The organism is Rubneribacter sp. (genome assembly GCF_965361815.1).
This window is the reverse complement of record NZ_CBDTNW010000054.1, coordinates 19,477-44,589: the sequence shown is the minus strand read 5'-3', so window position 1 is coordinate 44,589 and position 25,113 is coordinate 19,477. Positions and strand designations below refer to the sequence as shown.

The following is a 25,113-nucleotide window of genomic DNA, read 5'->3' as shown; positions in this document are numbered from 1 at the left end:
CTATCGGCCTCCTTCGTCACACATCGCAGGTCCACCAACGTCAGCGAGGGCGGCTGCAGTGCCCGAGATTCGTGGGATCGCGGAGGCGCCGCGTACTTCGGTACGCATTGAACAGTCCAGTGGACTGTTCAATCCCATACTATGCGCCCGAGCGGGCGCGCCCTGATCGGCGAAGCCGAGGCAGGGCATGTCGGGATCGCACGAAGATCGGGTGCTGCAGCCGTCCGCAGCGTCGGCTTGTTCCGGCGGCCGACAGGCCGACGGAACACTATCGATTCCGAGAAAGCTCACGCGCGGCAGGTTCGCGTTGCCTTCGGCTGCCTGCGCGAGCATGGCGAACATCCCTTCCACCTGCGATTCCGAGATGTCGTCGCCACCCAAGCCGCCGATGAAGTTGTAGGTGGGCACGTTCGCGCCTGCCTGATGCAGCGCCGAGTTCACGTTCGTGAACACCGTGCCCTCCGCGCCGAACGACACGTCCTTCTCCAGCACGCCCACGGCACGCGCACCGCGCAGCGCCTCGGCGATGAGCGCGCTCGGCATTGGGCGCAGGTAGCGGATGCGCAGCATGCCTGCGCGCACACCCTGCGCGCGCAGGCGCTCCACCACGCCGCGCGCAAGCCCGGCGGCCGAACCCAGCGTCACCAGCACCACGTCGGCATCGTCGCAGCTCACGCACTCGATCATGCCGGGGTAACGGCGCCCGAGCACCTCGGCGAAGCGCGCTTCCGCTTCCTCAATCACCTGGGGCGCAGCATCCAACATGTCGCGGTGCTCCCAATACTTGAAGTACCGGTTGTACTCCGGCCCCGCCGAAAACCCGATGTTCACCGGCTGATCGAAATCGAAGCGGTTGCCCACGCCGTCGTAGGGCGGCAGGAACGCGTCGGCCTGATCGGGCGTGGGCACGTCTACCGTCTCGTAGGTGTGCGTGAGCGCAAATCCGTCCAGGTTCACCATCACCGGCGTGCGCACGCGCGCGTCCTCGGCCACCGCATAAGCCAGAAGCGCCAGGTCAAGCGCCTCCTGGTTGTTCACGGCGTACACCTGGATCCAGCCGTGGTCCAAAAGCGCCAGCGAATCGCGCTGGTCGCCGTAGATGTTCCACGGCAGCGCGGTGGCGCGGTTCGCGTTCATCATGACGATGGGGAACCGCCCGCCCGACGCATACGTCAGGCATTCGGCCATGTACAGCAAGCCCTGGCTCGACGTGGCCGTGAACGTGCGCGCACCCGCAGCCGACGCGCCGATAGCGCACGAGAGCGCCGAGTGCTCGCTTTCCACGTGCACGTACTCGGCCGCCAGATCGCCCGCTTCCACCATTTCGGAGAGGCGCTCCACCACCACCGTTTGCGGTGTGATGGGGTACGCGGAAATCACCTGCGGACGCGCCAGCCGCACGCCCTCGGCAAACGCCTCGTCGCCGGAAAGGAACCGCTTCATCGGGCATCCTCCTCGCTTTCGCCGCGCTCGGGAACCATGGTGATAGCGCCGAACCGGCACGCCTTGGCGCACACGCCGCATCCTTTGCAGAAGTCGTAGTCGATAGCCACGGGGGCTGTTGTAGGTTGAGTTGCCGCAGATTGAGTCCTTGCCGCAGGTCCACTAACGTCAGCGAGGACGGCTGCAGTGCCTGAGATTCGTGGGATCGCGGAGGCGCCGCGTACTTCGGTACGCAAGCCTCCGGGATCGCGCGAAGATCGGGTGCTGCAGCCGTCCGCAGCGTCGGCAGGTTCCGGCGGCTGGCAAGCCGCCGGAACCTTATACACCGTGCCGTCGGGGCAGTACAGGTAGCACTGCAGGCAGCCTGTGCATGCGGTCGCGTCGATCACGGGACGCACATTGCGCCAGCCGGCGTTCTTCGCAACAAGGTAGCCGGCCTCAAAGCATGTCGCACGAGCGAACGCGGCGGGATCGAGCGTCTCGTCGCGCAACAAGGGAATGCGCGCGTCGGGCCGCGCAGGCGATGCGAGGGTACCGGATGCAGCCAGCACGGCAGAGGCATCGGATGCGGGCGCCGACGCAGGAGCATCGGACCCAGATGCGGTCGGCGAAGTGCAGACGCCGCTCCCGGCCCCGAATTCCGACGCGAAAGCACCGAATGCGGGCGCCGACGCAGACAACGCCATATCGCCATCAGCCGCAACGGACACCCCGTTGTCCTCTTCACAGGGCCTCGCAGCCGCTGCCGTCGCCTCGCGCGCCGCGTCTACGATGCGCACATTGCCCTCGTGCAGCTTTTTCGGCATGTACTGGCGCACCGCCTCCTTCACATCCTCGACATCCACCTGATCGCACAGCGCGGAGAGCGCGCCAAGGAACACGGTGTTGGGAATGGGGCGCCCCAGAATCGCGGAGGATATGCCGTCGGCGTCAATGGCCACGATGCGCTCGTCCTTAAAGCCGCGCGTGCTGTTCACCAGCACCCGGCCGCCCGGCTTAAGCTCGTCGGCCCATCCGTCGCCGAGCAGCGTCTCGTCCAGATACACCACGTAGTCCGCATGCGCGATGGCGCTGCGATCGCCGATAGGCCGCTCGTCCATCTTCGTGAACGCCCGCATGGGCGCGCCGCGACGCTCGGGTCCAAACGACGGGAACGCCAGCGCATGCCGTCCGTCCGCCAGCGACGCCGCCGCGCCCAGCAGGCGCGCAGCCGTGAACGCGCCCTGCCCGCCGCGGCCGTGCCATAACACCTCGATCATGAGCCTCCCCCTTCGCCATTTCGCACGTCGATCATGCCAGTATACCCCCGCCATCCGCATCTGCGACGCGAATCGGGGGCGGCGGCAATTCGGAGCCGGGTTTCGCATGCCCGCGCGCGGCGCATTCGCGAAAAGCGCCCCTCGGAAGAGCCTCGTGCGCCCCCAAGGCTCTTCCGAGGGCGCCCGAGAATGCGAGAGAATGCCCGAGAATGCGCGACGCCCAAAAACGCCCGCGAGCGCCAGCAAATGCCGCCTGCGCGCAACACGGCCGACCTCCGGCGTAACATCCGATCCGCCCAGCAAGCGCCAGCGCGCCCGCCAGGTTGATGACCACGTTCAAAACGATGCACAGCCTGAACACCGCGTCGCGCCGAACGCGCTTTGGCAAAATGAAAACCCGTTGCGCGCAAAAAGGCAGCTCTGCTAAGCAAAGGTTGACACGGCCCCCCGCCAACCGAAGGCGGCTCGGCGAGGGGCCGCCGGCAAGTTGGTCGCAAACGGCACCCTATGGCACGCGCGGAGCCGGTTTCGCACCCTCCGCGCTCCCCGCACTCGGAGAAATCCCAGGTCGCGAAAACCGCGCGACCTGCCGACGCGCCGGATAGGCCGCCCGGAATGCCACAGGGTGCGGTTTGTGACCAACTTGCGGGACGAGGCTTCGGCCTCCGCCGCTAAACCACCGTCGGCCATGCCGGCCCGCCGCGCAAGGCCCCGCACTACGTCCCGTTTGCTGCTGCTATGAATCTTGCGAGGCGGCAGGCGCCCTGCCTCTATAATGGGTGCTCCGAAGAAAACGAGGCATCCGAAGGAGCTTGAACGACGGCATGGGCCGCACGGCGCACGACGACAACCCGCAGATGAGGCGAAGGGGAGAACGCACAAGCTCCCTCCGCGCGCACGCAACGTGCTCAAGCGAGAGCGCGCCTGGCGACGAAGCTCCCGACGACGCTCCGCCCGCCGGCACCATCCCCCTCTCCGCCGCAGCATTCCACGGACGCGGACGACGCGCAGCGGGCAAGCCCCCGCGCAAGCCCCGCAAGCCGAACTTCGTCACGCGCCTGGTGAACCACTGGTGCAACCGCCTGCTGGGAGCCGTGTCCGAGCGCTCGCTCGCCGCCCAGGAAGCCGAGTACGCGGCCGGCCGCACCAAGCGCGACTACGTGTGGAACTCCATCGGCGTGGGAACCTGGGGCATGACGTTTCCCATCCTCACCATCGTGACCACGCAGCTGGTGGGCGTGGAGCAAGCCGGCATGTTCTCCATCGCGTTCATCACAGCGCTCATGCTCATGTTCGTGGGAAACTACGGCGTGCGCACCTACCAGGCATCCGACCTGGACGAGGAGCACTCGTTTGCCGATTACCAGGTGAACCGCTGGATAACCTGTCTGATCATGATTGTGGCGGGCGTGGCGTACTGCAATTTCCGCGGGTACGCCGATGACATGTTCGCCATCTGCATGGGCGTGTGCGTGTACAAGATGGTCGATGCCCTGGCCGACGTGTACGAGGGACGTCTGCAGCAGGTGGACAAGCTTTACCTCGCAGGCGTCTCCCAAACGTTCCGCTCGGTGGTCGTGCTGGTGGTGTTCAGCGTGTTTTTGCTGGTCACCCGCAATCTTCCCGTCTCCTGCATAGCCATGGCCGCAGTTGCGGTGGCAACGTTTCTGTTCCTGACGCTGCCGCTTTCGCTATTCGAGTCGCCCAAGTCGCGCAAAGCAAGCTTGGGCAGCATCGCCTCGCTGTTCAAGCAGTGCTTTCCCCTGTTCGTGGCGCTGTTCATGTACAACCTCATCGACAACATGCCGAAGTTCGTGATGGAAGGCGTGCTCTCCTACGACAACCAGCTGTACTTCAACGCGCTGTACTTCCCCGCCCACGGCATCCTGCTGACCGCCGGGTTCGTGTACAAGCCGCTCACCATCCGCATGGCGGAGGCATGGCACGACCCCGCCAAGCGGCGCAAGTTCGACATTATCGTGGTGGCCATGTTTGCCATGGTGGTGGCCCTGACCTTGGTCATGGTGCTCATCATGGGGTCGGTCGGCCTGCCGGTGATGAGCTTTTTGTACGGCCTGGATTTCGAGCAGTTCCGCGGGCTGTGCTTCATCATGCTGGCGGCGGGCGGCGTGACGGCGGCCATCGAGTTTCTGTACCAGGTGATCACCGTGCTGCGGCGCCAGAAGTCGGTCATGCGCCTGTATCTGATCACGTTCGGATTCTCGCTCTTCGTGCCCGTGCTGCTGGTGAACTTCACCGGGCTGCCGGGCGCGGTCATCGGCTACCTCATCATCATGTGCATCCTGTTCGTGCTGCTGATCAGCGAGTACATCAGCATCAGAATGGGCTTTGCGAAGGAGCGCGCCGACGAGGCGCCCGCATCCGACGAAGCATCGGCCCGCCGGATGCGCCCAAGCGAGGTGCGCGCCGAACGCGAGCGGCGCGAACGCGTGCACGAGAAGCGGGACGCCCGCCCACACGCCCCCGTCAGCGAGGAAACGCTCGACCTGGCCGGCAGGGGACGCCACGCAGCCTGGGATGACGATCAACCTGTCAAAAAGTAGCGCCCGGCGCACAACAGACGACGACAACGCGTCAAAGCCGCAAACCGCATCGGCCTACCGGCCTCCGTCGAAAGAACGTTTCCTCCCTTGCCCGACGCGCTCGATGAAATTCTCTTGCGCAACCAGGCAGTTGTCACGAATCTCCTGCAGATCGGCCGGATCCGCATGCTCGATGTGAATGCCGCAGCCAAGCGCGACCGGCTCCCCCACAGCCCGACATAAGGCCCGCGCCATCGGAAGCCCCACCTCGTTGTCCAGATGACCGGGCACCGGCACGGAGTACACGTCGCAGCTTGCCTTGCCAACGTCCGCAAGGCTCGGGCGCGGCACCGCCAACACCACGCCGCCCACATGCGGCGACTCGCCGCCCGTCAGACTGCCCACCCATCCTCGACCCGTGTCCTCCAAAAGCAGGCGCACCTTGAACCGACCTTGCCCCGCATGCACTTCCACCTGCGTGGATGGAGCGCCGTCAACCTCCATGGACGCCGCCTCCCTCCCAAGGGCGAAACGACGGGGACGTCAGCCCGAACTGCATCAGCACTTTGCCCACCACGTGCGCCACCTGCTCCTCGAGCGTCTCCGAACGATTGTAGAACGTGAGCATGGGCGGCAGGATGCGGCATCCGTCCTGGCAGGCGAGCGCCATATTGCGCAGATGCGCCGCGTTCAAAGGGGTCTCGCGCGGCACGAGCACCACGGGACGGCGCTCCTTCAAGCATACATCCGCCGCCCTGATCAGCAAGTTCTCGTCGTAACCATGGGCGATTCCGGACAAGGTCCTCATGCTGCAAGGCACCACCGCCATACCCTCCGTCTTGAACGACCCGCTTGCCACAAGGGCGCCCACGTCGCGATTGTCGTGCACGAAGTCGGCCGCGGCCCGCACCTCGTTCATCGAAACGTCCGTCTCAAGCGAAAACGTGCGCTCGGCGCCCTCGGATACAATCAGATGCGTCTCCACATCGCCGCGCCGCCGTAGCTCCTGCAGCAAACGGTACCCCATGATCACCCCGCTCGCGCCCGATATTCCCACGATCAACCTCACGAGAAGCCCCCTCTCCGCACCCAACCGGCGCTCAAACCAACCCGATCAAACACCAATACGGATAGGTGACCACCACGGTGAACACGATGCCCGCCCCTATGCGCACGGCCATGACCCGCATGGTGGGACCCATCTTCAAATATCCGTAGCTGTACACGAGCATGAACGGCGCTATCTCGTACGGCAAAAGCGCCTGATTGAACCCCATGATCATCGAGTATCCCCCAAGCACCGGGGAGTATCCCAGCTGCATGCACAGCTCCGTGACGGGTCCGAGCAGCGTGGCGATGAGCGCCATGGGATTGAGCAGGAAGTTCGTGGCCACGGCAAACATGTACAGGAACATGACGAGCACGAAGTTGGAACGCCCCTCCAGCGCCGGCTGAATACCGGCGACGACATCGGAAGTGATCCCTATCTGGGACGCCACCGCCCCAATGGACACGGCTCCCGCAAGGAAGAACACCACGGACAGGTCTGTTTTCTTGAAGTCCGATGCCTCCAGGATGCCCGCCTGCGGCATGAAGCACACGGCTGCCGCTATCACCAGCACGTACGCGGGATCAACGCCATGCAAGCCCTGCGTGGCCAGAAGCGCCACCACCGCCGCCATCATCACGGTCAGCTTCTTCTCCTGACCGCTCATAGGACCAAGCGCCCGGTATCGCTCGACGCTCTCAAACCTGTCAAGCTCCACCTTGCCAGGTTTGAGCAGCCACACCAGGCAAACGGACACGGCCGTCCACAAAATGGCCGGAACGAACATGTCCTTGGCCCACTCGAGCCAGGTGATGTCGTAGTGGTACTGATCGACCAAAATACCCGTGGCTAAAATGGCGTCGGTTGAGGCGGTGGGAAACGCCATCTTGGGCGACCACAGCGCGAAGAACACCACCAAGATGAGCGCCGCCGCCCCGTTGCTCCCCTTTTTAAGGCCAAGCGCGTTGCACACCTCCACAACGATGGGCACCATGAGCACGATCTTCCCCATCACGGAGGGGATGACCGGCGTGATGATCAGGCACGTGAGCGAAATGGCCAAAACCACTCCCTTGAAGTCGCCGGAGGTGACCGAGAGCATCTTGAACGCCAATCGCCGCGCCAAACCGCTGCGCATGAAAGCCGTGCCCAGAAGCAGACCCCCCAGGGTGATCCACCCGGAGGTGGACAACCACCCGCTGAATGCCGTGTCCGCGTCGCTCACGCCGAACACTATGTAGAGCACAGGCAGCACCACCGCCACCACTGCGGAGTTGACCAGATCGAAAGCCCAGATGAGAATGGCCCAGAGCGTGATGCAGAGAAACAGCCGGTACACGTCGGGCAGTGGGAAGGCAAGCGGCGCCACAGTGCCCGCCGCCACCAGCAGCCATCTCCAATTCCTGCGGATCCTCTCTCTCATCTCCATGCTTCCCTTGCCTTCCCGATGCTCGCTCCCGCGAAAGGCGATCTCGTGACGCGCGATGCCGCGCGAAACCCGCCTCCTCGACAATCGCCCATGCGGCGAACGCCCTCTCGCCGTGCGCTGCGCCCTCCCCTTCGGCAGGGCCTCCCCCGGCGCAAGCCGAGGGAGGCGAAACGGCCCTTTTGCCCTTAGAAGCTCTCAAGCTCGGGGAAGTCGTAGTCCTCCCAACCCGGAACGACCGCCGGACGGGCGTACTCGATGCCGAAGGGCCGCGTGGCGTCGATGCCGAGCGAGCCGTTCAGCTGCATTTTTGCTTGCACATTCCACTCGGGCAGCTCGCCATGCGGCAGAGACGGAAGGTAGCTTGAGGGATCAAGCGGGCTCGACGGCAAATCCTCCACCACGATGGTGTCGCGCCCAGGCACGCTGCAATAGGCAATCGCCCAGTTCACCTGATCGAGATCGTGCACATCGATGTCGGCGTCCACCACGACCACGTACTTGGGACGCAGGTTGCTAGCCATCGTGGCCAAAATCACATGGCGCGCCTCGTTGTAGTCGCGTTGCGTCATGGACACGATCACCTCTGTTTGCACGCCGCCGGCGGGCAGCACGTTCACGGCTTTCACGGTGGGGAACTGCTGCTTGAGGAAGCGGTACATGGACGCCTCGAACGGAACGTTTTTGAGAATGTGGTTCTCGGTGACGGGCTGACCGGTAAGCAACACCTGGAACAGGGGGTCTTTGCGGTGCGTGATGGCCTTGACATGGCTCACCCACTTGTCCGAGGACGGCGTTTGATAACCGGTGAACTCGCCAAGCGGCCCCTCGTCGCGCACTTGTTCGAAATCCACTTCGATCTCGATGATGAACTCGGCCCAGGCCGGCACCTCCACGTCGACCGTCTTGCACTTCACCAGCTCAAGCGGGGCACCGCGCAAGCCGCCAATCAACTCGTAATCGTTCGCGTCGTCGGACACGCCCACAAGCGGCCCGCAGTAATGCATGAGCGGGTCGCCGCCAATGACGATGGCCGCCTCCCACGACTTCTTGCCCATGGCGAGCGCCTTGTTGCAGTTCTTGCCGAAACGATGGAACGGCTGGGCCATGAAGCCGAGCGTCTTCTCGTCGTGGTACTGGTACCGGTAGTGGCCCACGTCAGGCACGCCCGTCTCGGGGTCCTTCGACACGGTGAGTCCCGCCGTGATGAACGCGCCGCCGTCCTCGGGAGAGAAACGCGGAATGGGCAGCAGGCTCAAATCCACGTCGTTGCCCGCGATCACGACCTCCTGGCAGGGAGCAGGCCCGTCTACCATCACCGGCGCAATGGGGTTTGCAATGCCGTCGATGAACTTCTGATGAATGGTGTCCTCCGTGGCTTCGAAAGCCCGCAGGGCCTTGGCACGGTTGCCGAACACGCCCCCAACCGCCGGATACGCCTTGCCAATCGGATTGTCGAAGCAGACGATGGGACTGCGCCCGCTGTAGCTTTTCTTGAGCGCCTTGCCTATCTCAAGGTCGCAGTCCACCGGACGCTCAACATGGATAACGTCGTTGCACTCCTCGCACGCCTTCAGAAACGCTCGCAAATCCTTGTACATGAGTTCTTCCTCCTTTGCCTCCTACCACCTTTGCTTTGCCGCAGTCGCCTTCATCGGACGCCTCATAACAGAGGCACGGGCACGTACCCGAGAGCGACCATCACCACACCCATGACCACGCAGACAATCAACGCCCCCAGCTGCCAGGGCAAGCACAGGTTGAACAACTGCCCGTCCTGGCCTTTGACGTCGGCCAGAGACGACGCGTACTTCAAAAGCGAGGGCTTGATGGGGTTCGCCGAACCCATGCACACGATGGTGGCCAAGCCGATGAGCACCACCGGCGCGATGCCGAGCACAGGCCCCGCCGACATCTGCATGCTCGAGAGCATGCGCACGGCCGGCATACCCTGCCCAAACGCCATGCCGCACAAAAACGACAGACCGCCCATCAAAGCCGTGTACACCTCGCCACCCAGGTTGGCCATGCTCGTGGCCAGAAGCGAGATCTGGCTCGTGTCCATCATGAGCTGCACCATGGCGCCGCCGCACAGCAGCGTGAGCAGCGAAGGCAGAGCGCGCTTGGACGCGGCCGCCACGTCTTTGGCGAGCGTCGAGGACTTCTTCGCCGCAAACGGATAGCACAAGATAGCCGTGATCAGCACGAAGGTGCCCGGAGCGTTGGCCAGACTGATGCTCGTGGGCGTGTAACCCCATAGCGAAAGCGAGATGGTGGTGGCCTCCACAAAGCCCTCCAACGGATACGACATCAAAATAACGAGAACCATGCAGCACACCAACGGCCCGAACGCCTTGATCACCTCTTTGGTGCCGTGAGCCTCCCCTTCCTCCTCGTCCCACGCGCTCTTGTCGTAGGTCTTGCTGTACAGCTTGATGGCAATGAGGCAGAACGTGGCCGACGCGATGAGCGTGAGCAAGTAGAGGTCCGGCAGCACCTGCGTGAAAATGACCACGGCCAGAATGTTCGCCACCATCGTGAGCGCGGCTATGGCGATGTTGTCCTTGCGCTTCAAGTCGAGTTGCAAGATGACGAAGAACCCTATGGTGGAAACGACGCACAGCGGAATGGAGATAAGCCCCATGACCTGAATGATCTCGGTGATGGCGATCTTTGACACGCCCGCTGCGATGTTCGCCGCCACAAACAGGCTGACGAACGCGATATTCCAGGCGAAGTAGACCAAGTACGCCGCAGCGGCGCGCAGACCTGAGAACCCGAGGTTCTTCAGGCCGGGAATCGTGACCGGATACGTGGCGAATCCGTTGAAGGCGCCCAAATATCCTGCGACAACGGTGACGAGTGTCAACGATTTGCCCTCTTTGGTGGGCATGATCTTGCCAAGCGTGCTCAACAGGATATTGAGGAGCCCGGTCGAACGGTAACACGACCCGAACACCTGCCCCGTCCAAAGGACGAGGAATCCGGTCCATAACGTGATGTTGCCCCAAAGCGACGATTCCACAATCCTCACGATGTCCATCTGGTACAAAAAGCCGCATACCGCAACCTCGAGCACCCATACGACAAGGCTCAGCTTGAGCGCGTCTGCCTTGAACACCATGAAGCCGACGAACAGAACCGCGAAGGGCAGCAGCGCCATGACAATCTGCAAAACGGAGCTGTCCATGCCTGATAACCTCCTTTGCCTTCGCAATGCGGATAGAAAAGCGAGCCCTACCCCTCCTTCCTCGATGGCCCGAAGCGCTCTTCGGCCCGAAGTGCTTCCCAGCTCGGAGCGCCTTGCGGCTCGGAGCGCTTTCATGGTTTGTCAGTGTATGGAGTTCGCCTCCTCTATTCAGCTACCCCCAACGCAATTCGAAGCGTTCTAGGCTGCGCGTTTCGCGAAAGCGGGACTGCAAGAAAACGTAGCCTGGGCTACTTTGGGCAGGCTAACGCGCGAACGGCCTGTCGGCGTTGAGAAGACGGTTGACCGTAACCCGGCTTAGGCCCGCAAGGCATGCCAGATCCTCTTGCCTGACCTCGCTCTCAAGGCCAAGCTCGCGCACGCGCTCCACACTGAACTCTAAGCGCTCTCGCGCAGATCCGTACGAGTGGATAGTCAGCTTGCCGGTCACCCGACCGAAGCGCTCCGAGAATTCTGCGATCAGCAGCCGTCCGAGCGCAGGACTCTCGTCTATGAGCCCTTCGAGGGTTTTGAGGCTGACCAGGCAGCCTTCAACAGGCGTGAGCGGCAAAAGGTTGATGACCGAGTCGAGGTTGGGATGAAGCAGCTGGGCGATGCCCACGATGTTGCCCGGCCCGACAATGTCGGTTCCTTGCTGGCGCTCCGAGCGATGACCTCGGGATATAAGGACGTAGCCCGACTCGATGACGAACACGTAGCGGAAATCAAGGAACATCACCTGCTCATTGCGCTTCTTGTAGCGCACCCGGTGAGCACTTGCGCACAAACGCTCGCGCAGTTGAGAGGGAGCGTTCGAGCAGAATCCGTTCGAACCCGGACATATCCCGCACTGTTCCCTGCAAGATGTCATCCGCTCTCCTTTCCCGCGCCCTTCGCCTTACAGCCCGCCGCTTTCGTCGGCATCTTCCAAGCGTCTCGCCACCTTTTCGAACGCTTCCAAGAACCAGTAGGCAAACCGCTCGGGATGGGCGCGCACCTCTTCCCGCAGTTGTCTTATCGAAACCCAACGCAGATCGGCCACTTCCTGAGGATCGGGATCGAATGGACCGCCGTAACTTCCCACGAGCACGTGATCGAACTCGTGCTCCGAGAGGCCGCTCTCGAAGTCGGTGCGATAAGAGAACGAAAGAACCTCGCGCAGATCCCGCACTCTGCCCGCAGGGATCCCCAGCTCCTGAAAGAGCCTACGATGAGCAGCGGAGATGACGTCTTCGTCCGGTTCGGGATGCGAGCAGCACGCGTTGCACCACAAACCTGCCGAGTGATACTTCCCAACGGCGCGCTTTTGAAGGAGCATTTTGCCATCATAGGCAAGGAACACGGAAAATGCCCGGTGGAGCAGTGCTTTCCGATGAGCCACCGACTTCGCACAAACGCCGACGGGCTGATCGCGCTCGTCCACCAAAACGACAAGCGGGTCGGAAGGAGTCGCCGAACCTTGCCAGCCCATTCGCCTCACCTGCCCTCGATCTCCCATGGAAAGCCTGTGCGTACGCCCGAAACCGCAGCATAGCACCCGCCGTACGCTCCGCAGCTGACGCCTTCGCTCCTTCTTTCGCCTTTCCCATGGTAAGCATTCGGACGGTCACGCGCTGTCGCCTGCGTCACTGAAATCTGTAGCAAGGGTTACATTCGCGCTTCTTTCGCGCCCTCCATGCCATGCGGCCCCTGATGACGGGCATCAAAAAGCGTTCCAGCTGCCTTCGCATTGTCCTGGATCGCGAAGGCGACAACATACGCAGCCAATCCCCCGCGCCGTCGAAACGACGCTCAACGCCACGACGAAGCTGGAAAAGAGCGCTGCCCGACAAAACCGACGGCCGGACATCACGCTAGAATCTCATCCGCTTCCAGCAAAAATGTCCGCACGTTCTTATGAATGATGCCGTTACGACTCCTGTCGATTTCATCCATCGACAAAACGTACTTGGGAAAATCGCTCCGCAAGCCTTCCAGCGCCGAAAACTCCCTCTCAATCGTTGATTCCGATGCCAACAAATAGCACACTTGGATGAACAGATTCCGCGACCCTTTCGAAGCGACGAAGTCAATCTCCCGCGAACCTGACGCCCCCGACTCTTCGTCTTTTTTCCTGTCGCCCACCGTCACTGTCCAGCCATAGCGCAGCAACTCCAGAAACACGATATTCTCCAACACCTGATCGATGTTGCGATCATTGCTCCCGTACACCGCTTCACGCAAACCATGGTCAACCAGATAGTATTTCTCTTGGTTCGCAAAAACCTTCTTGCTCATAACATCTACGCGCGAAGCACGGTAGAAAAGGTTAGCATCGCACGCCACCTGGATGTATTTCAGAACCGAGCCTATTGAAATGAATATGTTCTCCCCTTGCAGCATGCGCTCGATACTGCGGCCGCTGAACGTATGACCCACATTCGCAATGAGGAACGGCAGCAATTGGCCAAGCAGAGCCGAATCCCTTACGTTTTCACGTTCCACCATGTCTTTGAGCACGACGGTATCGTACACGCTTAGCAGGTACTCCCGACAAGGATCAGGCTCGTAATCCAGATGCGCCAGAAACGGAAAGCCACCGAGCACGCGATACTCATCAAACAACTTTTGCATCGTCCGCGAGTCACCTCCGTTCGAGCGCAAACGGACGAATTCGGAAAATGAAAACGGAAGCACTTTGAATTCAACATACCGTCCGCTGAGGTACGTGGCGAACTCGCTTGAAAGAAAGCGAGCGTTCGAACCGGTCAGATATACATCAACGTCGAACTCCGCCAACAAGCCGGGAATAAAGCGCTCCCAACCTTCGACCTCCTGAATTTCATCGAAGAACAGATACCGTAAGCCGGCATCGCCATCCGAACTCTGTATCCAATGCGCAACGTGCTCGTACAATTCGTCCGCATCTTTCAATCGGCGATTCGAGTATGCCTCAAAATTGATGTCCAAAATGCGGCTATGAGGAACACCTTGCTGCTTAAGTTCGGCCTGCACGAGCTTGAGCAACGTCGATTTGCCTGACCGACGAACGCCCGTCACGATTTTAATGACAGGTTTCCCAATAAATGGACGAATTCTATCGAGATAAAGAGGGCGTTCGATCATGATAACCTCCAATTTTGTTCATTGTAATTGACAAAGTAGTCTCAAAGGTAAATTTTGTCAATTGCAATGAACAAAACGGGATACTGTTGTGAAGAACCGCGCCGAGAAGTTTTGCCAACGTCGCCCCGCAAACGCGAAAGCGCCCGACGGCGGGATGGCCGTCGGGCGCTGGGAAGCGCGACGTGGGCGAGCGCGTTAGAACCGCGCGTATTTTGCCAGGTTCTTCTCCAGCGTGTCCACGAAGCGCCGGGCCGTTTCGTCCAGCTCCTCGCCCTTGCGCACCACGTAGCCCAGATGCAGCGTCACGTCGGTGTCCAGCGGCACGGTTTTGAGGCTGGCGCCGTCGGAGATGCCCACCAGAATGCCGCTCGTCACCGTGTAGCCGTTGAGCGCCACGATGAGTTCGGAAAGCGACGCGCGGTCGGTGCACGCGATGGACTTGGCGCGCGGCACGCCCGCCAGCGCCTCCTCGGCGAAGGCCGCCGGCGCGTCCTTCCCCTGGTCGAAGTACACGTACGGGTAGTCCTCCATGTCTTCGAGCGTCAGGCTCTCGGCGTTCACCATAGGATGGCTCGCCGGCAGCGCCACGCGCGGCGCCGACGCGATGAGCTCCACGAACTCCAGGCCCGCCGCCTCGAAGGCCGCGTTCAGCTCATCAGCCGTGTCGGAGGTTTGGAACAGCACGCCCAGCTGGCTCGTTCCCGCGGCAACGTCGTCGATGACGCCCTGCGTGGTGCGGTCGCGCAGCGCATAGCGGTACGCATCTCCGCCCAACGCCAACACCACATGCGCAAACGTCTGCACGTTGAACAAATAATGCTGCCCCGAAACAGCGAACGTAGCTTCAGTACTCATAATTCACAGCCCCTTTCAGCGAAATCGCGTTCGCTCAAGTTCAAGTTAGGTTAGCGAAGTTTCTCGCACCTGTCCACAAGTCAACGAGGTCTTTCGCCTAAGTCTAAATGAATCAGCGAGGTTTTCACCCAAGTCCAATCAAGTCAGCGAGAGGGGCTGGGGTGCGCCGGATTCGCGGGATCGCAGAGGCGAAGCGTACTTAAGGTACGTGAGTCTCTGGGATCACGCGAAGGCGGCGTGCTCCAGTCCCTCGCAGCGTCGGCCCGCTCCGCTGTTCGCCAGAACGGCGGAACACAACCAAACTGAGGTACGTGAGTCTTCTTCAGCGTGCGAAGATTCGGTGCCACAGCCGGCCGCAGCGTCGGCCGGTTCCGCCGGTTGGTAAACCGGCGGAACCTACTTTCCGCGTTCGTCAATAAACCTGCTCGCCTTGTGTTCGCTCGACGTGCCCAGCTTGTCCGCATCATACACGATAACCTTGGCCGGACGCACGCCCGTATGCGCTTTGAGCGCCTGTTCAACGCGGCGCGCAACTGCGTCGTAGGGTTCGTCGGAACCGTGCGCGCGCTCCACCGACACCTCGTAGCGCGTGGAGAAGTTCTCGTCGTACACGCGGATGGAGTACTCGCCGGTCAGGCCCTTCTCGCCGCGCACCACGTGCTCCACGTCGGAGGGGAACACGTTCACCGCGCCCACGATGAACATCTCGTCCTTGCGGCCGGTCACGTGGATGCGCGCATGGGTGCGCCCGCAGCTGCACGTCTCGGTGCTCACGTAGCCGATGTCGCCCGTGCGGAAGCGGATCATCGGACGAGCCTTCTTCGTCAGCGTGGTGTAGGTGAGCTCTCCCGTGCTGCCGGGCTCCAGCACCTCGCCGGTGGCCGGGTCCACCGTCTCCACCAGGATCTGGTCCTCCACGATGTGCAGGCCGTCCTTTGCCTCGCACATGGCCGCGCATGCGCCGTAGATGTCGGACAGCCCGAAGAAGTCCACCACCTTCGCGCCCCACAGCTCCTCGATGGCCTCGCGCGTGGACTTGATGGAGCCGCCCGGCTCGCCTGCCACGATGATGGTGTGGATGTTGAAATCAACCTTGGGATCGTAGCCCTTCTCCTTGGCTTTCACACCCAGCGTCCACGCGTAGCTGGGCGAGGTCCAGATGATGGTGGGCTGATACTGCTTGAGCACGAACAGCAGACGGTCCGAGGGCACCGCGCCCACCCAGATGGCAAGCGCGCCCAGGCGCTGCGCGCCAATGACGTCGGGGCCGCCCACGTACAGCGCGAAGTTGAGCGCATGAACGTAGCGGTCGTTCGGACGCATGCCGGCCTGCCAGAACAGCCGCGCCTCGGTGTCCTGCCACAGGTCGAAGTCCTCCTGCGTGAAGGGGCTCACCGTGGGCACGCCCGTGGAACCCGAAGAGGTGGCCATGAACACGACCTCCTCCTCGGGCACGGAGCACATCTCTCCGAAGAAGCTGCCCACATGCTGGGTGTCGCGCTCGGTTTTCTTGTCGATGAACGGGAATTTCGCGATGTCTGCAAGCGTCTGGATGTCGGAGGGCGCAACGCCGGCCTCGTCGAAGGCGCGCTTGTAGTACACCGTGTTCTCGTACGCGTAGGCCACCATGTCCTTCAGACGCTGCAGCTGCAACTCCTCAAGCTGGGGCCGCGGCATGCATTCTATTTCCGGATCGTAGTACTTCTGATCGTAGGGAATGTCCTTTGCCATGGTTGCTCCTTGTTCGCGTGCGTTCCTGTTGCCGCCTGCGCCCCGCCCCGCCGAGTTTGGCGTTGGAGCGCTCCCTGCGAAGCGCCCGTCTGCACCGGGACCCGCGCGCAAAGCAGCGTATTGCATGAAACCACGAACCCGCCGCGAACACAACCTTCCCGATCATTCGATGTTTTGATGCTTTGCTATCGAAAAAACCGATAACCCTGTGGAGGACCCCTTCCTCTCGGGACTTCTCTACAAAACCAATTAGTAGTACAATATAGTAGTAGAAAAGCTACGTAAGGGATGCATATGGAAAAACCGATCGTCCATCCCCGCATACTGAGCCGACATCCTCAGCTACAGGAAGAGGACGTTGCGTATGCATGGCAACATGCTCACTACGAGGCCTTGCGGCCAAACAGCCCGAACTTTCCCGAATATGTATGGATTGGCGTTGACGGGAACGGGCGTGAGGTTGAAATGGTTGGCACGCTTACTGAGCAAGGATGGCTTATCTACCACGCAAACACTCCTATATCAAAACGCATACGAAACGAAATTAAGCACAACGAGAGGAGGCAGCGATGACAGACTATAAACTTACCAATGGGTATGTTTTAACAGATGAGGAAATTGAACGTCGCGCCCAAGAGTGGGAAAGCGGCACATGGGACGGACACCTTGTTGCGTTGCGAGCCGGTCGTCCGCGCCTTTCCCACGAGCCAAACGCCAACCTTTCCTTTAAGTGTCCGGAATCTGGAGCCGAACTGATAGCGCGCGCTGCTGAAGCAACTGGCGTCAAAAAATCGGAATTCATGCGCGAAGCAGCACTAGAAAAAGCGCTGCGCGTGCTTGCTGCTACGGGATAGCGCAGCACAAATCGCCCGGCGAGACGAAACGCGCACGGCGCGCGGCAAACGCGCAACATGGAGCGGGGCGGTGCGGGGCGCGTCTGCCGCGCGCCTGCCCCGCCGCACACACACCCCGAAAGGACCGTTCATGACCTTACAACAACTGCGCTACCTCATCGCCATCGCCGAGTACGGCTCCATCAACGCGGCGGCGCAGAACCTGTACGCCTCGCAGTCAAACCTTTCCACCGCCATCAAGGAGCTGGAGCAGGAACTGGGCATTTCCGTGTTCACGCGCAGCAACCGCGGCGTCACGCTCACCAACGACGGCACCGAGCTTTTGGGCTACGCGCGCCAAGTGGTGGAGCAGGCCGATATGCTGGAAGCCCGCTATGCCGGCAAGGGCACCTCCCACCTGCGGCTGGCCGTGTCCACGCAGCACTATGCGTTTTCCGTGCAGGCGTTCGTGAACGTGGTGGAGGCGTGCGAGGGCGACGACTACGAGTTCATCCTGCGCGAGGCCACCACGGCGGAGATCATCGACGACGTGCGGGCGTTTCGTAGCGAAGTGGGCATCCTCTACACCGATGGCTTCAACCGTCGCGTGCTGCAGAAAGCGTTCGAGGACGCCAACTTGTCCTACCATCCCCTGTTCGAGGCCGACGTGCACGTGTTCGTGGGAGAGCACCATCCCCTTGCGCACCGCACGCTGCTTGCGCCGAGCGACCTGGAGCCCTACCCCCGCTACTCGTTCGAGCAGGGGACCTCCAACTCGTTTTACTACTCCGAGGAGCCGTTGAGCTACCTGCCGCACGCGCGCAACATCCGCATCTCGGACCGCGGCACACTCACCAACCTTTTGACCAGCCATAACGGCTACACGCTTTCCACCGGCGTGCTTTCGGCGGAAATGCAGTCGGGCATTGCGAGCATCCCGCTTAACGTGGACGAGCGCATGCAAGTGGGCTACGTCATGCACGCCGAGCGCCGCCCAAGCGAACTGCTGCTGCGCTACATCAACCAACTCCACGCCATCATCCAAGCAAACCCCACCGTAAAGGCGCGGGAGAATTAGGGATCGAAGGTGCAATGCGTTCGAGCCGATAGCGGTCGGTTTTCATAGCGGCACCGCTTCTTTCAGGACGGTTTCACGAAACGGGCCGGGATCCAGCTCCGACATCTCGTACACATCGACACGCTTTCCACTCGCACGGCTCAACTCTTCCGCAACGCCGAATATGCCAAGGGGCCGAAAACCCGGTTGACCAACAAGAAGGATATCGATGTCGGAATCCTCCCGCGCCTCACAGCGAGCATATGAGCCGAACAGGCTTGCAGAGGCCATGCCATACTTATCAAGCAAAGGTAAGACCATCGTCCGCAGCTCATCAATACTGTACACGTCGGAGGACACAATCGCACCACCTTAGTTGTCCGTCGCCTCAGCTTTCCAAATCGTTATTACGCATTGTACCATCCGGCAGCGCTACTCCATTTGTCCGCACCTCTTGAGCGATGGAGCCAAACTAGAAAATACTGCATAGGAAACCGTTCGATCGCTGGAAAACAACCAGACTGCGACATCACAAGGACCGTTTTTGCAAGACGGAGAGGATTCGCACCGGATCGTCTTTCCTCGACCAGGCGTTTTTTGCGCTTGATCGCGGCACGACTCCCCTGACGGTCCCAAGGTGTCGCAATCTGGTGAAAAAGCTTCGGGAGACCCCTCGGATGGCGAGAAATCACCGAAGTCGGAAGATGAAACCGCACGAGCATGCCTCTCGACAGCATTGCGCAATCACCGACCTGGTATTTCTCTTGCACCATGGAGGGGCGGGGCCGCAAGGTTTTCCGATTTCGGTGATTTCTCGCCATCCGAGGGGCCTCCCGGAGCCGTTACCGCGCATTACCCCATCCGGCAATACTGTTTTATTCGTTGGCGCCGTCCCGTCGGCACATGGGTGTTTACTTGTTTCTTTCATAGACGTAAACTTGTGTACACACCAGAAAGGGCGGGTGATTATGGCTACGAAAACGTTTTCAAGCAGAGTTGACAGGGATGCGCTTGCGTATGCAGACGCGATGACGCGACGAGAATTTGGTATGTCTTACGGTCAGTATTGCGGATCGGTTCTTATAGACGCCATTCGCCAGGGAGAGAGCCTGCCCCGTCCATCACGCACGTCCGAAACGCAGCGGAAGCAAGCCGCCATCTCCACGCTCAAAAACTTCTCGCGGCAGCACAAAAACGAGGCCGTAGGGCGCCTGTCGGATGCGCAGATCAAGGACCTGATTGCGAGCCGCTATGAGTAAAGCCTTGCTGCTCGACACCAACATCCTCCTCGACGCAGCTATGGGAGAGCGGCCAGGGTGGGCTGCCGCAACGCTGCTCCTCGACGAGATTGCGTATGGGGGCGCAACAGGGTACGTATCCGCCTCTTCCCTGAAAGACGTCTACTACGTTCTGACAAAGTACGCCAATGAGTCCGCTGCGTGCGCCTATGTGGAAGCGGCTCTCGATGCGTTCACCATCCTTGGGGTTGATGAGGGCATATGCCGCCTTGCCCTCAGGTCGAACGAACCTGGTTTCGAGGATGGCCTCATCTGCGCCTGCGCCGAAAGCGTCCCGGTGGACTTCATCATCTCGCGCGACGAAAAGGCGTTTCGCAAATCCACCATCAGACGCCTATCAGCCCAGGATTATCTTGATCTGTTTTGCGAGGTGAAGGAGGTTTCCCTGCGGGAGTCCGACACGGCTTAGTGGATGCGGAGAATGACGTAGAGAGCGAACGGCGCCGTGTACACGGCGACGCTGGTTGCGGCCGTGATGCCCCTCCCGCCAGCGCCGAGGAAAGAAGCACGATGACAAGGCGCAGGTAGACCAGGCCGAAAAACACGTACGCTCCCTTTTGCAGCCTCGTCCAAAACGCAGCAGCCATACGACGCTTCACCTGCGGAAACGAGGTGACTCCCAGCACTGCCAGCAGCGCCAGCAGCGTCATGACCACCGCGAAAAACACGAGCAGCCACGCGCCATCCGCCGCCTTGTCCCTCGGCCGACGTGCGCGCCGGCGCGCCGCCTGAGTGCCGCGTTCCGCCGGAAACACTGCGCCTACCGCTCACCGCCCTGTCCATCTACAAGGTCTATGACCTCCTGTTTGCTATGGACGCCGAGCTTTGCGTAGATGTTGCGCATATGGGTTCGCACCGTGTTCTTCGAAACCACCAGCTTCTCGGCTATGTACGGCAGGTCGCGGCCCTTGAGCACCAGCGCAAGCACCTCCGTCTCCCTCGCCGACAACCCCGCGCTTTCGGCAACGACCAGGCACGCCTCCCTTCCGACATCTGCGGCAGACCGGTCGCGCGCCTTCGCGGCGACATCCGAATCGCCGCAGGAGCCATCACGCCGCTCAGGAGCTCTCAAACGGAACCTGACAGCGAAGAACACGAACTATTACCGTCGTGACGCATTGGAGGCTGCCGAGGACTCGCGGAAACCCAGAGACGGTAAAATATCGTCGAAAACTTCCGGATCCATTACCGTTGGCGGCAGCGAAATCAAGCTGCGGTTGAATGCGGTTGAATGCCGCATCGAGCGCAGACTATGTCGCGGCAAGTGCAAGCCGCAAGACGCCGTCGCAGGTGAAAGCGCACGACGCTGCACCTGAAAACACAAAGGCCACCGACGCAAACGCGCGAATCGCAGGCGGAAATCCGGCGCAGCGAAAACACGACAAGCGCGAATGCCTGCGCGCACAAGAAGGACCCGCCTGCACCGAAACGCGGGCGGGTCCTTGGCGTATGCCGCCCGCTCCCTAGCGCGCGTTGCTCACGTAGGGCGTTTTGTCCTTGAGCAGCACGTCATGCGCGCCGCCCTCCACGATGGACGTGGCAGACACCAGCGTGAGCTTCGCCTTGTCCTGGAACTCGGGGATGGTGAGCGCGCCGCAGTTGCACATGGTGGATTTCAGCTTGAGCAGCGTCACATCCACGTTGTCCTTCAAGCTGCCGGCGTAGGGCACATAGCTGTCCACGCCCTCCTCAAACGTGAGGGTCTTCTTCTTGCCGCCCAGGTCATAGCGCTGCCAATTGCGCGCGCGGGCCGATCCCTCGCCCCAGTACTCCTTCATGTAGGTGCCGTTCACCATCACCTTGTTCGACGGGCTTTCGTCGAAGCGCGCGAAGTAGCGGCCCAGCATGACGAAGTCGGCGCCCATGGCCAGCGCGAGCGAGATATGGTGGTCGTAGACGATGCCACCGTCGGAGCACAGCGGCACGTACACGCCCGTCTCGCGGAAGTACTCGTCGCGCGCCTTCGCCACCTCGATGGTGGCCGTGGCCTGACCGCGGCCGATGCCCTTCGTCTCGCGCGTGATGCAGATGGATCCGCCGCCGATGCCGATCTTCACGAAGTCCGCGCCCGCCTCGGCCAAAAAGCGGAAGCCCTCGGCGTCCACCACGTTGCCCGCGCCTATCTTCACCGTGTCGCCGTAGTGCTCGCGCACCCATTCGATGGTCATCTTCTGCCAGTCGGAAAAGCCCTCGGAGCTGTCGATGCACAGCACGTCCGCGCCGGCCTCCACGAGCGCCGGCACGCGCTCGGCATAGTCGCGGGAGTTGATGCCCGCACCCACCATGTAGCGCTTGTGCGCGTCCAGCATCTCGTTGGGGTTGGACTTGTGCGAGTCGTAGTCCTTGCGAAACACGAGCGCCACCAGGCGGTCGTCCGCGTCCACGATGGGCAGGGAGTTCAGCTTGTTGTCCCAGATTATGTCGTTGGCAGCCTTGAGCGTGGTGTCGGCCGGCGCAACGATGAGTTTCTCGCGCGGGGTCATGAAGTCAGACACCTTCTCGTCCAGGCCCATGCGCGACAGCCGATAGTCGCGGCCGGTCACGATGCCCAAAAGCTTGCCGTGCGCGGTGCCGTCGTCGGTAACGGGCATGGTGGAGTGGCCGTATTCCTCCTTGAGCGCCACCACGTCGCCCAGCGTCATGTCGGGCGAGAGGTTGGCATCGGAGGTGACGAAGCCGGCCTTGTAGTCTTTGACGCGCGCGACCATGGCCGCCTCGTCGGCGATGGATTGGTTGCCGTAGATGAACGACAGGCCGCCCTCGGTGGCCAGCGCCACAGCCATGCGGTCGTCGGACACGGCGGTCATGATGGCCGACACCATGGGGATGTTAAGCGAAAGCGGGCACTCCTCCTCGCCTTTGCGGTATTTCACAAGCGGAGTCTTCAAGCTCACGGCCGCAGGCACGCACGATGCCGGCGTATGCCCCGGAACCAGCAAGTACTCGTTGAAGGTACGGGACGGCTCGTCGAAATAGTAGGCCATGGGCTCCTCCATCTGCGGTCGGCGTGGGACGGATGCCGACCGAGCGCTGACCTGCGCGCCGGGCGACGTCCGTTGATCGGATGCTACCCGCTATTATAGCCACGCCGGCGCCGCCCGCGCGAGGCTCGTTCCGGGAAAACTCCGAATGTGGAGAAATATTCGTGTCAGGGGAGGGGCGAGCGAAGCGGAGAGCGGCGCGAGCGAGGCGCGGCGAGGCGAGGGTAGCGAAGACGCGGCGCTCAAGAACGCAGACGCAGCGAGGAGGGCGCAACACAACCCGCGATGCCCGCAACCTTGCAACGTTGCGGGTCGAAGGTCGCAAGGTTGAATGTCGCAGCAAGCACACCCCACCCCCCCCCTACAGCTTGCACTTGCACTGACATTCAACCCTAACGCTTTCGCAGCCACATCCTCCTTCCGCGCCCCGGCGGAGGGGAGGCTGCGCTCCCGCATCCTCCTTCGATCAAGGGCCCCTTCTCGGAGATTCGATTCCCCCAACCCTCTTGCAAACGTCGAATCGCCGGGAAGGGCCCTGCGCGCCCTGCATGGTTATTGCCGCGCGTCCCCGCCCGCCTGCTTCTCCACCACGCTCATAAGCTCTTGCTTGGAGTGGACCCCCGTTTTGGCGTACACGCGCTTGATATGCGCCCATACCGTGTTTTCGGAGATGACCAGCTCCTCGGCGATGAACCTGGCCGAGCGGCCGCGCGCCAGGTAGCCGAGGATCTCGCGCTCGCGGCGCGTCAGGGCGAAGCGCGCCGCCACCGCGTCCACACCGGTTCCGAGCGCGCCTTCGACGGCAGGCGCCGCTCCGGGCGCGTCGCCGCAGCGCGAGGGCTCGCTTTCCGCGTCTGCGCCCCGCGCGCCCTCGTCCACGCCCCCAGCGGCATCCCGCGCGCCCTCCGCGCCCGCATCCCGCGCCTCCTTCGCGTCCTCGCCCGCAGGATGCGCGCGCCGCAGAGCCACCACGAACGCGATGGCCAGCGGGTAGATGGCCGCAAACGCAAGCAGCGTCAAAAGCGAAAGCCCGTGGTCGGCGCTCAGCGCGCCAAGAGCGTTGCCGATGCCCAGCCCAACGACCAAAAACAGCCCCGAGCCTCCCAGGTACACGCTGGACAGCACGTAGCTCGACACGCGCAACGTGCGGGCGCGATCGACGATGAACAGCAGGAACACCATGCCGCACACGTCGTAGCACGCGATCATCACCAAGCCGGCAAGCCCGCCCAGCGCCTCGCCGAAAAACGGCAGCAGCGAGAGGAGCACCAGCATGACCGGCAGGCACCCTTTGTACACCGCCGCGGGATCGGGATGCAGCACGGTCAACCCCGCCACGACGGCCGTGATCGCCGTGGCCGCCACCAGCGGCATCCACATGTTCACGTCGCCCACGATGTGCTCGGACTGCGACCCGAGCACAGTGGTGTGCAGGATGCCCACCACGCCCACGAGCACGAACAGGCACAGGTACGCCTGCAGCAGCCGGAAGCGCTCTCCCCGCGCCGGCAGCAGCGCCGCCTGCGCGGGAAACGTCGTCGCACGCTTGAGACGCGCCAGCGTAAGCGCGGAAACCGCCACCGCCACGAAGGAGAACACGCTGGCCGCGAACGACCCCAAAAGCGGAACCGCCGACACAAGCGCGCACTGGACGCCCAAACCGCCAAGCACCTGGGCGACGCCCGTCGCCGCATCGGGCTCGGCCGCAAACACCTCAAGCCACGCGCCGTTGAGCACGATCTGCGCGAACCCGCACAGCAACCCGTAAAGCGCAGCCGTAGCGCCAACGGGCAGCCCGGCCGTGGCGCCCGTCGCGCTCAGAAGAAACCCCGCAAGCAACGAGGCGACCGCAGGCGCTTGCGACAGGCCTCCCGGACGCAGGCGGCCGAACCCCGCCAGCAGCAAGATGGCGAGCGCGGTGACAAACGAGGTGGCGTTCATCGTGAACATGAAATCAAGCTCGGACACGAACCCAACGCTTTGGGACACCGACCCCATCACCGTGATGTAGGCAACCGATATCGCGGTCTTGCACAGACCGAACCCCACCGCTCCCAGCGCTTTGTCAGCCAACCCGTTTGCCACGCGACCTCCTCCCCTCGGTATTGTAGCCGCTCTTCGCGAAAAGCACGGCGGCGGCAGGCGAAAAACGGTCGGCGCATGGACTATCAGCAAACGCATGAACAGGCATGATTCGAAAATTAACCGAAAATCGGGGAGTGGTCGGCCCGACAGGCAGACGCGAAATGCACCCATTCCCGGTGTCGATTTCCCCGCGCCCGCAACCCATACTGGCAGCCGGCGGCCGCGCAGAGCCGCGCATGGCATGGCCGCCGATCCCGCAGCA

At 62.0% G+C, this 25,113-nt stretch carries 21 protein-coding genes; 5 read left to right on the top strand and 16 right to left on the bottom strand.

The genetic code is table 11. The features are described 5' to 3' along the window. On the bottom strand, positions 1 to 1,443 hold the full coding sequence (locus ACWKY3_RS03455; protein WP_449315021.1) for a transketolase C-terminal domain-containing protein: 1,443 nt from the start codon (positions 1,441 to 1,443) through the stop codon (positions 1 to 3). After that, the gene (locus tag ACWKY3_RS03450; protein WP_449315020.1) at positions 1,440 to 2,702 is read right to left on the bottom strand and encodes a 2-oxoacid:acceptor oxidoreductase family protein; all 1,263 of its coding nucleotides are present in this window, start codon (positions 2,700 to 2,702) and stop codon (positions 1,440 to 1,442) included. The genes ACWKY3_RS03455 and ACWKY3_RS03450 overlap by 4 nt, the downstream gene beginning before the upstream one ends. An 812-nt stretch (positions 2,703 to 3,514) precedes the next feature. On the opposite strand from ACWKY3_RS03450, the gene ACWKY3_RS03445 reads away from it, so the two are divergent. Then, complete coding sequence (locus tag ACWKY3_RS03445) at positions 3,515 to 5,266, top strand: lipopolysaccharide biosynthesis protein (protein ID WP_449315019.1); 1,752 nt, start codon at positions 3,515 to 3,517, stop codon at positions 5,264 to 5,266. Positions 5,267 to 5,320: 54 nt separating this feature from the next. On the opposite strand, the gene lpdD is transcribed toward ACWKY3_RS03445, so the two are convergent. The 10 genes from lpdD to ACWKY3_RS03395 all read right to left on the bottom strand — a co-directional run bounded on the left by lpdD (position 5,321) and on the right by ACWKY3_RS03395 (position 16,597). Continuing rightward, complete coding sequence (lpdD, locus tag ACWKY3_RS03440) at positions 5,321 to 5,749, bottom strand: prenylated flavin chaperone LpdD (RefSeq protein ID WP_449315018.1); 429 nt, start codon at positions 5,747 to 5,749, stop codon at positions 5,321 to 5,323. Beyond that, a complete protein-coding gene (locus tag ACWKY3_RS03435) occupies positions 5,739 to 6,314 on the bottom strand; it encodes a UbiX family flavin prenyltransferase (RefSeq protein WP_449315017.1) in 576 nt (191 codons plus the stop codon). Before ACWKY3_RS03435 ends, lpdD begins: the two co-directional genes overlap by 11 nt. A gap of 31 nt (positions 6,315 to 6,345) precedes the next feature. Continuing rightward, entirely contained in the window at positions 6,346 to 7,716 is a 1,371-nt protein-coding gene (locus ACWKY3_RS03430; protein ID WP_449315016.1) for an SLC13 family permease, read from the bottom strand. Positions 7,717 to 7,907: 191 nt separating this feature from the next. Next, a complete protein-coding gene (locus tag ACWKY3_RS03425) occupies positions 7,908 to 9,320 on the bottom strand; it encodes a UbiD family decarboxylase (protein ID WP_449315015.1) in 1,413 nt (470 codons plus the stop codon). A gap of 62 nt (positions 9,321 to 9,382) precedes the next feature. Then, entirely contained in the window at positions 9,383 to 10,909 is a 1,527-nt protein-coding gene (locus ACWKY3_RS03420) for an L-lactate permease (RefSeq protein ID WP_449315014.1), read from the bottom strand. A gap of 262 nt (positions 10,910 to 11,171) precedes the next feature. Next, entirely contained in the window at positions 11,172 to 11,777 is a 606-nt protein-coding gene (locus ACWKY3_RS03415) for a Crp/Fnr family transcriptional regulator (protein WP_449315013.1), read from the bottom strand. Positions 11,778 to 11,804: 27 nt separating this feature from the next. Beyond that, positions 11,805 to 12,404 carry an isopentenyl-diphosphate Delta-isomerase gene (gene idi / locus ACWKY3_RS03410; RefSeq protein WP_449315012.1) on the bottom strand — a complete coding sequence of 200 codons (600 nt, stop codon included), beginning with the start codon at positions 12,402 to 12,404 and terminating at the stop codon, positions 11,805 to 11,807. Positions 12,405 to 12,754: 350 nt separating this feature from the next. Next, entirely contained in the window at positions 12,755 to 14,011 is a 1,257-nt protein-coding gene (locus ACWKY3_RS03405) for an ATP-binding protein (protein ID WP_449315011.1), read from the bottom strand. Positions 14,012 to 14,206: 195 nt separating this feature from the next. Then, positions 14,207 to 14,866, bottom strand: a complete 660-nt coding sequence (locus ACWKY3_RS03400) for a LysR family transcriptional regulator substrate-binding protein (RefSeq protein WP_449315010.1) — start codon at positions 14,864 to 14,866, stop codon at positions 14,207 to 14,209. Positions 14,867 to 15,262: 396 nt separating this feature from the next. Continuing rightward, positions 15,263 to 16,597 carry a phenylacetate--CoA ligase family protein gene (locus tag ACWKY3_RS03395; protein WP_449315009.1) on the bottom strand — a complete coding sequence of 445 codons (1,335 nt, stop codon included), beginning with the start codon at positions 16,595 to 16,597 and terminating at the stop codon, positions 15,263 to 15,265. A 569-nt stretch (positions 16,598 to 17,166) separates the two neighbouring features. Between ACWKY3_RS03395 and ACWKY3_RS03390 the strand changes: the two genes are divergently transcribed. Next, entirely contained in the window at positions 17,167 to 17,451 is a 285-nt protein-coding gene (locus ACWKY3_RS03390) for a ribbon-helix-helix protein, CopG family (RefSeq protein ID WP_449315008.1), read from the top strand. Positions 17,452 to 17,581: 130 nt separating this feature from the next. Beyond that, positions 17,582 to 18,508, top strand: a complete 927-nt coding sequence (locus ACWKY3_RS03385; protein ID WP_449315007.1) for a LysR family transcriptional regulator — start codon at positions 17,582 to 17,584, stop codon at positions 18,506 to 18,508. Between the two features lie 42 nt (positions 18,509 to 18,550). On the opposite strand, the gene ACWKY3_RS03380 is transcribed toward ACWKY3_RS03385, so the two are convergent. Next, positions 18,551 to 18,847 (bottom strand): nucleotidyltransferase family protein, encoded by a 297-nt coding sequence (locus ACWKY3_RS03380; RefSeq protein ID WP_449315006.1) that lies wholly within the window; start codon positions 18,845 to 18,847, stop codon positions 18,551 to 18,553. 608 nt (positions 18,848 to 19,455) lie between these two features. On the opposite strand from ACWKY3_RS03380, the gene ACWKY3_RS03375 reads away from it, so the two are divergent. Together ACWKY3_RS03375 and ACWKY3_RS03370 are read left to right on the top strand one after the other, a co-directional pair. Continuing rightward, positions 19,456 to 19,746, top strand: a complete 291-nt coding sequence (locus tag ACWKY3_RS03375) for a hypothetical protein (RefSeq protein WP_449315005.1) — start codon at positions 19,456 to 19,458, stop codon at positions 19,744 to 19,746. Further along, positions 19,739 to 20,194, top strand: coding sequence for a type II toxin-antitoxin system VapC family toxin (locus ACWKY3_RS03370; RefSeq protein WP_449315004.1), 456 nt, complete (start codon positions 19,739 to 19,741; stop codon positions 20,192 to 20,194). The genes ACWKY3_RS03375 and ACWKY3_RS03370 overlap by 8 nt, the downstream gene beginning before the upstream one ends. Positions 20,195 to 20,545: 351 nt before the next feature. On the opposite strand, the gene ACWKY3_RS03365 is transcribed toward ACWKY3_RS03370, so the two are convergent. The 3 genes from ACWKY3_RS03365 to ACWKY3_RS03355 all read right to left on the bottom strand — a co-directional run bounded on the left by ACWKY3_RS03365 (position 20,546) and on the right by ACWKY3_RS03355 (position 24,851). Further along, positions 20,546 to 20,857, bottom strand: a complete 312-nt coding sequence (locus ACWKY3_RS03365; RefSeq protein WP_449315003.1) for a response regulator transcription factor — start codon at positions 20,855 to 20,857, stop codon at positions 20,546 to 20,548. 391 nt (positions 20,858 to 21,248) lie between these two features. Continuing rightward, positions 21,249 to 22,769 (bottom strand): IMP dehydrogenase, encoded by a 1,521-nt coding sequence (locus tag ACWKY3_RS03360; RefSeq protein ID WP_449315002.1) that lies wholly within the window; start codon positions 22,767 to 22,769, stop codon positions 21,249 to 21,251. Between the two features lie 549 nt (positions 22,770 to 23,318). Further along, on the bottom strand, positions 23,319 to 24,851 hold the full coding sequence (locus ACWKY3_RS03355) for a response regulator transcription factor (RefSeq protein ID WP_449315001.1): 1,533 nt from the start codon (positions 24,849 to 24,851) through the stop codon (positions 23,319 to 23,321). Positions 24,852 to 25,113: the final 262 nt, after the last annotated feature.

Bases quoted from the DNA above. Each gene is read 5' to 3' on its own strand.
- ACWKY3_RS03375 (WP_449315005.1), top strand. From the start codon at position 19,456: ATGGCTACGAAAACGTTTTCAAGCAGAGTTGACAGGGATGCGCTTGCG.
- ACWKY3_RS03405 (WP_449315011.1), bottom strand. From the start codon at position 14,011: ATGATCGAACGCCCTCTTTATCTCGATAGAATTCGTCCATTTATTGGG.
- ACWKY3_RS03390 (WP_449315008.1), top strand. From the start codon at position 17,167: ATGACAGACTATAAACTTACCAATGGGTATGTTTTAACAGATGAGGAA.
- ACWKY3_RS03370 (WP_449315004.1), top strand. From the start codon at position 19,739: ATGAGTAAAGCCTTGCTGCTCGACACCAACATCCTCCTCGACGCAGCT.
- ACWKY3_RS03450 (WP_449315020.1), bottom strand. From the start codon at position 2,702: ATGATCGAGGTGTTATGGCACGGCCGCGGCGGGCAGGGCGCGTTCACG.
- lpdD (WP_449315018.1), bottom strand. From the start codon at position 5,749: ATGGAGGTTGACGGCGCTCCATCCACGCAGGTGGAAGTGCATGCGGGG.
- ACWKY3_RS03360 (WP_449315002.1), bottom strand. From the start codon at position 22,769: ATGGCCTACTATTTCGACGAGCCGTCCCGTACCTTCAACGAGTACTTG.
- ACWKY3_RS03420 (WP_449315014.1), bottom strand. From the start codon at position 10,909: ATGGACAGCTCCGTTTTGCAGATTGTCATGGCGCTGCTGCCCTTCGCG.
- ACWKY3_RS03425 (WP_449315015.1), bottom strand. From the start codon at position 9,320: ATGTACAAGGATTTGCGAGCGTTTCTGAAGGCGTGCGAGGAGTGCAAC.
- idi (WP_449315012.1), bottom strand. From the start codon at position 12,404: ATGGGAGATCGAGGGCAGGTGAGGCGAATGGGCTGGCAAGGTTCGGCG.
- ACWKY3_RS03455 (WP_449315021.1), bottom strand. From the start codon at position 1,443: ATGAAGCGGTTCCTTTCCGGCGACGAGGCGTTTGCCGAGGGCGTGCGG.
- ACWKY3_RS03415 (WP_449315013.1), bottom strand. From the start codon at position 11,777: ATGACATCTTGCAGGGAACAGTGCGGGATATGTCCGGGTTCGAACGGA.
- ACWKY3_RS03400 (WP_449315010.1), bottom strand. From the start codon at position 14,866: ATGAGTACTGAAGCTACGTTCGCTGTTTCGGGGCAGCATTATTTGTTC.
- ACWKY3_RS03385 (WP_449315007.1), top strand. From the start codon at position 17,582: ATGACCTTACAACAACTGCGCTACCTCATCGCCATCGCCGAGTACGGC.
- ACWKY3_RS03395 (WP_449315009.1), bottom strand. From the start codon at position 16,597: ATGGCAAAGGACATTCCCTACGATCAGAAGTACTACGATCCGGAAATA.
- ACWKY3_RS03430 (WP_449315016.1), bottom strand. From the start codon at position 7,716: ATGAGAGAGAGGATCCGCAGGAATTGGAGATGGCTGCTGGTGGCGGCG.